This is a genomic window from Promicromonospora kroppenstedtii DSM 19349, assembly GCF_000515355.1.
Classification (GTDB): Bacteria; Actinomycetota; Actinomycetes; order Actinomycetales; family Cellulomonadaceae; genus Promicromonospora; species Promicromonospora kroppenstedtii.
In genome coordinates, this window is sequence record NZ_KI911720.1 from 4,180 (window position 1) to 13,082 (window position 8,903).

General features: G+C 71.3%; 5 protein-coding genes and 1 pseudogene. All 6 read left to right on the plus strand.

Going from position 1 to position 8,903, the window contains the following annotated elements; translation table 11 throughout:
• A partial coding sequence (locus PROKR_RS20525) for an alpha/beta fold hydrolase (protein WP_036966609.1) occupies positions 1 to 599 on the plus strand: 599 nt, incomplete at its 5' end.
• Positions 600 to 713: 114 nt separating this feature from the next.
• The gene (locus PROKR_RS20530; RefSeq protein WP_036966611.1) at positions 714 to 1,331 is read left to right on the plus strand and encodes a hypothetical protein; all 618 of its coding nucleotides are present in this window, start codon (positions 714 to 716) and stop codon (positions 1,329 to 1,331) included.
• A 337-nt stretch (positions 1,332 to 1,668) separates the two neighbouring features.
• Entirely contained in the window at positions 1,669 to 2,751 is a 1,083-nt protein-coding gene (locus PROKR_RS20535; protein WP_036966613.1) for a multicopper oxidase domain-containing protein, read from the plus strand.
• A gap of 36 nt (positions 2,752 to 2,787) precedes the next feature.
• On the plus strand, positions 2,788 to 6,786 hold the full coding sequence (locus PROKR_RS20540) for a ThuA domain-containing protein (RefSeq protein WP_084800568.1): 3,999 nt from the start codon (positions 2,788 to 2,790) through the stop codon (positions 6,784 to 6,786).
• A 29-nt stretch (positions 6,787 to 6,815) separates the two neighbouring features.
• On the plus strand, positions 6,816 to 8,702 hold the full coding sequence (locus PROKR_RS20545; protein WP_036966621.1) for an OmpL47-type beta-barrel domain-containing protein: 1,887 nt from the start codon (positions 6,816 to 6,818) through the stop codon (positions 8,700 to 8,702).
• 112 nt (positions 8,703 to 8,814) lie between these two features.
• A pseudogene (locus PROKR_RS37875) lies at positions 8,815 to 8,903 on the plus strand (arginase family protein); the annotation flags it as partial.

The window sequence follows — 8,903 nt, forward strand, 5'->3', positions numbered from 1 at the left end:
CGTTCGGGCGCGTCATCGAGGACCTGGTCGGCGCCGGGCTCCGGGTCGTCGCCTACGACGCGCCCGCCCACGGCGCCTCCGGTGGACAGCGGCGCACCGGGCTCGACGACCTGGCGATCATCCGCCGGCTGTCCGACGCCGAGGACGCGCCGTGGGCCGCGGTCGTGGGGCACTCGCTCGGCGTGCTCGGCGCGGGGATCGCGCTGCACGAGGGTGTCGCGGCCGAGAGGTTCACCGCGATCTCCGGCCTCACGTCGGTCCGCGTCACGACCGACGGCTTCGTCCGCGGGTCCGGGCTCCCCTGGGCACTCCGCGAGGCCTTCGCGACGGCCGCCCAGCGGTACGGGTTGCCCGACCACCCCGACGTCTACGAACGGTTCGACCTACTGGGGCGCACCGTCCCGGCGTCCGTGCCGACCCTCTGGCTCCACGACGACGGGGACCGCGTGAACCCGCACCACCTGTCGGTCCAGCTCCACGAGGCCCACGCGGACTCGAGCGAGCTGTTCACCACGACCGGCCTGGGGCACAACAAGATCCTGGGTGACCGCGCGGTCCGGTCCAGGATTCTCGACCACCTCGCCGCACCGGCGCGGTGAACTCGGCGTGAACTCCTGCCGACATCACCAGACAGATACCAGAAACCTTCCCTGACCTGGGAAAACGCCGTACTCTGCCGTCCGATTTGTACTTTTTCGGACGGGAGGAAGACGATGGAGCACACGAGCGACGGAGCACTGGCGGCCACCGCGGTCAGCGTCCTGGGGATCCTGTGGTTCGCCTGGACCGTGCGACACTCCGGACCCTGGTCCCGGTTCCTCCCGATCGGGGGCGTGGTCCTCGGTGCGGCGGTCGGCGCGCTCGGCACGCTGACCACCGTCCGCACCTGGTCCGACGGCACGTCGGTGACCGGCGGCGTGGTGAGCATCTACGTCGCCGCGCTGCTGGTGCACGGCGCGGTGACCCGGCTCGCCACCGGCGCGATCGCGAGCAGGTACCGCAAGGCGAAGGCCGCGGCCAAGGACGCCGACAAGGCGAGCGTCACCACCGGCAAGTCCCGCCTGCACCTCATCCCGACCGTCGTCTCGGTCTCCACCGCGATCCAGGTGGCGGTGATCGCGAACACCCTGGACGTACCGCACCTGTACCTCGGCGCCGCCGCCGGGCTGGTGGCCGCTGCCGTGGCCTGGCCGCTCGGCGGGCTGCTGCGCCTGGTCACCAGCCCGCGCGGGCACCGCCCGACCGTGACCCTCGCCCACCCGCTGACCGGCCTGCTCACGGGCGCCGTCCTGCTCGCGACGGCGGTCTGGCTGCTGCTCGGGACCGCGTGAAGCCCCGGGACGGCGCGACCCACCGGGATCTTTGCTTGGTCACATAGACGAAGCCTGTCGCTGTCTGTCCAACTTTTGCTTGACACTCGCCATAAGTCCTCCTATGTTCGAAAAGTCACCCGGTGGAGTACGTCCTGCCCCGGGGGCGTGGCCGTCGTCGCCGACGACCACGTGACGCACCCATGGAGGGAACGACGATGAGGTCCACCTCTCTGACACCGCTGTCACTCCCGGCGTCGCCGCCGCCCGCGTCGCACGCCTGAGCCAGATCCCTCCTGCACTTCAGTCTCGTCGGGACGGGCACTTCCGCCTGCCCGATGGTGTCGAACGGAGACTCATGCCCGAGAACAGCACTGACGCCACTCCCCTGCCCGGCGGCGTGTCCCGTCGCTCGATCCTGACCGGAACCCTCGCCGGGCTCATGGCGCCGACGGCGGCGCTGGCGCTCGGCTCCGACACGGCGGTGGCCGTGTCGTCGTCGGTCCGGCCGCTCGCGTCCACCCGGCACATCACCGTGTACGCGGAGGCGCTGCCCGGGGGCCAGTACGGCTACGGGCTCACCCCCGGCAAGGCCACCATCCCGGGCCCCGTGCTCGAGATGTGGGAGGGCGACACCCTTCAGGTCGAGCTGGTGAACAACACCGACAAGCGCCTGTCGATCCACCCGCACGGCGTGGACTACGCGACCGACTCGGACGGCAGCCCGTTCAACGACTCGTTCAACGAGCCCGGCGAGACCCGCACCTACGTCTGGAAGAGCCACAAGCCGAAGCAGCGCGCCGACGGCACCTGGATGGCCGGCTCCGCCGGCTACTGGCACTACCACGACCACGCGATGGGCGGCGAGCACGGCACCGCCGGGCTGCGCGCGGGCCTGTACGGCGCCCTCGTGGTGCGGCGCGAGGGCGACCCGCTGCCCGACCGCCAGCACACCGTCGTGTTCAACGACATGACCATCAACAACAGGGTCGCCCCCGACACCCCGATGCTGGAGGCGAACAAGGGCGAGAAGGTCGAGTTCATCGCGATCGGGCACGGGGACCAGCTCCACACGTTCCACGTGCACGCGCACCGCTGGGCGGACAACCGCACCGGCTGGCTGACCGGCCCCGACGACCCCTCCCGGGTGATCGACACCCGGGACCTCAACCCCGGCTCCTCGTTCGGCTTCCAGGTCATCGCGGGCGAGGGCGTGGGCGCGGGGGCCTGGATGTACCACTGCCACGTCCAGTTCCACTCGGACGGCGGCATGGCCGGGATCTTCCTGGTGCGCAACGCCGACGGCAGCATGCCCGCCGGCGCCCAGGACGCCATCGACCGGTTCCACGAGCACGGCGGCCACACGACGAGCGGCACCACGAGCGGTACCGCCACCACCGAGACCGAGACGGGCGCGGCGAGCCATGCCGGGCACCACTGACCGCACGACTCCCCGTTCACGCGCAAAGGAGCAGTGATGCAACGAACACGAAGAGGCCTCATCGCCGCGGTGGCCGGCGCCGCCCTCGTCGCCACGATGGCGGCGACCCCCGCGGCGGCCCAGCGGAGCACCGCCGCGGCGACCGCGCCCACGGACCTGACCACGGCCAAGATCTCGCCCGCCACGGACACCAAGGCCGCGGGCACGAAGGCCACGGCGGCAAGCGAGCCGACCGTGCTGGTCTTCCACGGCGCGGCCGCCGACCAGTCCGACCCGGTCACCCTGGCCAGCAGGACCATCCGTGAGCTCGGCGCCGAGAACGGCTTCGCCGTGCACACGGCGAGCGACCCGGCGGTGTTCAGCGCCGAGACCCTCGCGGAGTACCGCGGTGTGGTCTTCCTGTCCGCCGAGGGCGTCGAGCTGAGCACCGCGCAGGAGGACGCGCTCAAGGCCTACGTGCAGGGCGGCGGTGGGTTCCTCGGCATCCGCGACGCCGCACGGGCCCAGGCCCGCTCTCAGTGGTTCACCGGCCTGATCGGCACGCGTCCCGCCGGCAACCTGCCGGACCCGCTGCCGGTGCAGAGCGCCACCGCGAGCGCCGAGAACCCGCCGAACGAGGTGGCCTCGAAGCTGATCGACGGCGACTCGCGCACCAAGTGGCTGGCGTTCGAGCCGACGGCGTGGATCGAGCTGGAGCTCGCCGAGCCGCTGGCGGCCGCCCGGTACGCGCTGACCTCGGCCAACGACTCCGAGGGCCGCGACCCGGCCGACTGGACGCTGCAGGGTTCCACGGACGGCGAGACCTGGACCGACCTGGACACGCAGACGGACCAGGACTTCCCGGACCGCTTCGCCACGAACGACTACGATCTCGACAACGACGTGGCGTACCAGCACTACCGCCTGGACATCACGGCGAACGCGGGTGACGACCTCACCCAGCTCGCCGAGATCCAGCTCTTCGACACCTCGGGCGAGGAGGAGCCCGACCCCGAGGTCCCGGTGCAGGAGGCGACGGTGAACGTCGTCGACCGGGCACACCCGGCCAACGACGGGCTGCCGCTGAACTGGACCCGTGAGGACCGGTGGCTGAACTGGTCGCCGAACCCGATCGGTGAGGTGCACACGATCGCGCAGGTGCAGGAGTGGGACTACGACCCGGGCGAGGCGGCCAACGGCCCGTTCCACCCGATCTCGTGGTGCCGTGACTACGACGGCGGCCGCTCGTTCTACACGGGCATGGGCGGCACGGCGGCGAGCTACGCCGAGGAGGGCTTCCGCGACCACCTGCTGGGCGGTCTGCTGTGGTCGGCCGGCATGGTGCGCGGCGACTGCCAGGCGACCATCGCGGCGAACTACGAGGCCGAGCGCCTGACCGGGGCGAACGCCGCCGGCACGCTCGACCAGATCGGCGAGCCGCACGGCCTGACGGTCGCGCCCGACGGCGGCGTCTTCTACATCGGCAAGGGCGCGTGCCCCTCCGGGCCGGTCGTCTCCTGGGACGACCCGAACGTGGGCCTGGGCTGCGGCACGATCCACCGGTGGGACCCCGAGGCGGGCGAGACGAACCTGCTGACCACGCTGGACGTCATGGGCAACCGCGGCAGCGGCAGCGAGCTGGTCAAGAACGAGGAGGGGCTGCTCGGCATCACGCTGGACCCCGACTTCGAGGAGAACCAGTGGATCTACGTCTACTGGATGCCGCACGAGTCGATCGACGTCGAGCGGCGCGTGGGCCAGCGGACGGTCTCGCGCTTCACCTATGACGCCGCGGCCGACACCATCGACCAGTCCACGCGCAAGGACCTGCTGGAGTGGGACACGCAGATCCACAGCTGCTGCCACGCCGGTGGTGGCATGGACTTCGACAACGACGGCAACCTGTACATCGGGTCCGGCGACAGCAACTCGTCGGGCGGCTCGGACGGCTACTCCGGCAACAACTGGACGCAGGAGTACGCGGGCCTGTCGTTCCAGGACGCGCGCCGCACGGCCGGTAACACGAACGACCTGAACGGCAAGATCCTGCGCATCCACCCGGAGGACGACGGCACGTTCACGATCCCCGAGGGCAACCTGTTCCCCGAGGCGGACGACCCGGACGACAAGACGCGCCCGGAGATCTACGTGATGGGCGTGCGCAACATCTCGCGCCTGGCCTACGACAAGAAGAACGACTGGCTGACGGCGGCCTGGGTGGGTCCGGACGCGGGCATGCCGAACCCGGAGCTCGGGCCGGCCAAGTACGAGACCGCGACCATCATCACCTCGGCGGGTAACCAGGGCTGGCCCTACTGCATGGGCAACGGGCAGCCGTACCGCGACCGCAGCAACGAGGACGCCACGGTGCTGACGGGCTGGTACGACTGCGACAACCCGAAGAACACCTCGCCGCGCAACACCGGCCTGGTGGACCTCCCGCCCGTGCGGGACAACATGATCTGGTACTCCCCCAGCGGTGGCGGCCCGGTCTTCCCCGAGGGCGAGAACGGCATCCCGTCGTACGTGGACGAGGAGGCCACGTACACGATGCCGTACCTGCGCGGTGGCGGTCAGGCTGTGATGGACGGTCCCACCTACCACCGGTCCGACGTCGACACCGACAGCGGCGTCGCCTGGCCCGCGTACTGGGACAACAAGTGGTTCATCGGCGACCAGTCCAACGCCAGCAACCGGATCGCCGTCACGGTGAACCCGGACACGGTCGAGGAGGCCGGTCCCCCGGTCTTCGCCGAGGACCTGCGCAAGATCATCCAGGGCGGCGCGGGCAACGAGCAGGTGCAGAGCTGGATGGACGCCAAGTTCGGCCCGGACGGCGCCCTGTACCTGCTGGACTACGCGGGCGGGTTCTTCTCCCTGCACCCCAACCAGAAGCTCGTCCGGATCAGCTACAAGGGCGGGGCCCCGACCCCGGCCCCGGCAGCGTCCGGCGCGAGCGTGCAGAGCTCCCCGCTGACCGTCGCCTTCACGGGTGACCGCTCGGGCGGCGTCTCGTACGCCTGGGACTTCGGGGACGGCCACACGTCCACCGAGGCCAACCCGCGGCACACCTACGCCCGCGTGGGAAGCTACGACGCGACGCTGACGGTGACCTACGCCGACGGCGAGACGTCCACGGTCGAGGTCGCGGCCCAGACCACCTGCACGATCCCCGACGACCGGGGCACCGTGTTCCTGGGTGACAAGGACAGCGGCGTCACGAACGACGACCTGGGCGGCTGCACGATCAACGACCTGATCGAGGACGAGCGGGAGTGGGACACGAACGGCCGGTTCGTCAACCACGTCACGGCCGTGGCCGACCAGCTCCGGGCCGACAAGGTCATCACGGTCGCCGAGCGCAAGAAGCTGATCGGCACGGCGCAGGCGTCCGGCGTCGGCGCCGAGGGCAGCACCGGGTACCGGTGGCTGTTCGACGGCACGGCCGAGCAGCTCGCGGACTGGCGACAGGCGCCGGGCGGCAAGTTCGATCTGCTGGACGACGGGTCGATCCTGGCCACCGGCGGGCTCGGCATGCTCTGGCACCCGGGGGCGGAGCTCGGCGACTTCTCGCTGAGGCTCCAGTTCAAGGACTCCGCGCCGGAGGGCAGGTTCGCCAACAGCGGTGTCTTCACCCGGTTCCCGGACCCGCGCGTGCCGCGGGACGAGCGACCCGAGTGCGGGCAGGGCACCGCCGACGAGGCCTGGGTGGCGATCTACTGCGGCCACGAGATCCAGCTCTACGACGGTCCCACCGGCGAGGTCCAGAAGACGGGGTCGGTCTACAACTTCGACCCCAACACCCTGGAGGACGCCGGGGTCACCCCGAAGGGCGAGTGGAACGACTACGAGATCCAGGTGGTCGGCCAGCAGTACACGATCATCCGCAACGGCGAGGTCATCAACGAGTTCGAGAACTCGCCCGGCAAGGAGTCCTCGCGCGCCGGCGACCCGCCGACCGACCTGCGCCAGTTCCTGCGCGGCTACATCGGCCTGCAGAACCACAGCGACGCGGACGCCATGGAGTTCCGCAACATCCGGGTGCGTGACCTGTGACCAGGCCCGCGGAGACGAGAGGTACACCCATGAGACACAAACTGTCCCGCCTCCTGGCGGCGGCAGCGGTCAGCGCCCTGGTGGCGGTGCCGCTGGCGCCCGCCACCGCCGTCGAGTACGCCGGTGAGGTCACGCCGGCGTCCGCCACCCCGGTGGCCGACGGCCCCGCGAAGGAGGCCGCCACCCAGGCGGCCGACCAGGTGCTGACCTTCACCGCCAGCGCGAGCGTGTCGGCCTATGCCTCCGCGCCCGCGACGGCGGCGGCCGGGCCCACCACGATCGTGTTCGAGAACAGCACCGCGACCGGCAACAACATCGGGATGTCCCACACCCTGACGTTCGAGACCGGCTCGTCGGAGTACAACCAGGACGTGACCCTCGACATCCTGGCCAACCCCCTGGACGCCAACGGCGGCCGCTACGAGGCCGAGGTGAACCTGACCCCGGGCACGTACCGGTACTTCTGCGCGATCCCGGGCCACGGCACGATGTCGGGCGAGCTCGTCGTCACCGAGGGCGGCGGTGGCGACGACACCACCGCCCCGACGGTCACGGCCGAGGTACAGGGCGACCAGAACGACGAGGGCGCCTACGTCGGCGCGGCGACCGTGAACCTCGCGGCCGACGACGGCGACGGCTCCGGCGTGGAGAGCGTCGAGTACGACCTGGACGGCGCGGGGTACACCCCGTACACCGCGCCCGTCGTCCTCGACGAGCCCGGCACCTACATGCTGGAGTACCGGGCCACCGACGTGGCGGGCAACACCTCCGAGCCGGAGATGCTGCACGTCACGGTGGTCGCGCCGGACGGCGAGGACACCACGCCACCCGTCGTGACCGCCGAGGTCACCGGTGACCTCGACGGTGACGGCGCCTACGTGGGCTCCGCGTCCGTGAACCTCACGGCGCGGGACCCGGGCTCGGGCGTCGCGGGCATCGAGTACGACCTCGACGGTGCGGGCTACGCGGCCTACACCGCGCCCGTCGTCGTCGACGAGCCGGGCGAGCACACGGTGACCTACCGGGCCACCGACCGGGCTGGCAACGTCTCGGAGCCGGGCTCGGCGACGTTCACCGTGGTCGAGGCGCCGCCGGAGGACACCGCTCCCCCGACGGTGACGGCCCAGGTCACCGGCGAGCAGGACGAGGACGGCGCCTACGTGGGCTCGGCGACCGTGCAGGTCCTGGCCGAGGACACCGGCTCGGGCGTCGAGTCCGTCGAGTACAGCCTCGACGGCGCCGCCTACGCGCCCTACACGGACGCGATCGTGGTGGACGTGACCGGCGCGCACACGGTGTCCTACCGGGCCACCGACGCGGCGGGCAACACGTCGGAGCCCGGCACGGTGGACCTGGTCGTGGTCGGCGGGCAGGACCCGCCGGACACCACGCAGCCCATCGCGTCGGCGCAGGTCGACGGCGACCAGGACGACGAGGGCTTCTACCTCGGGTCCGCCACGGTCACCATCACCGCCCGGGACGACGAGTCGGGGGTGGCGTTCATCGAGTACGCGCTCGACTCGCCCGCCTTCCGGGAGTACACCGGCGCCGTGGAGGTCACCGAGCCCGGGTCGCACGCGTTCGCGTACCGGGCCACCGACAACGCCGGCAACGTGACCCGGACCGGCACCCTGCGGTTCGACGTCGCCCGCGGCGAGATCGACGCGTGCCCCGTCTCCGACGAGCGCCCCACGGTGATCATCGGGAACAAGGACAGCAGGGTGACCAACTACGACACCGGCAACGGGTGCACCGTCGCCGACCTGATCGACGCCGACGGCGGTTGGGTCAGCCACAGCGCGTTCGTCAGCCACGTGACCCAGGTCACCGACCAGCTCGACGACGCCGACGTCATCACCGCGCAGGAGGCCACGAAGCTGATCCGGGCCGCCCGCCAGTCCGACGTCGGGAGGTAGCACCGCACCACCGCACGACCGCAGTGCCGACGCAGGCCGTCTGCCCCCGGGCAGGCGGCCTGCGTCGTCCTCCGGCCTGGTGCCCCGGGCGTCCCGTCGGCACACTGGTCGGATGACGTCCCCGGATCCCTGGGCCCTGCTCGGCGTCCCGTCCAGCGCCGCGGCCCACTCCCGCGGCCTGGAGAAGGCACCGGCCGCCCT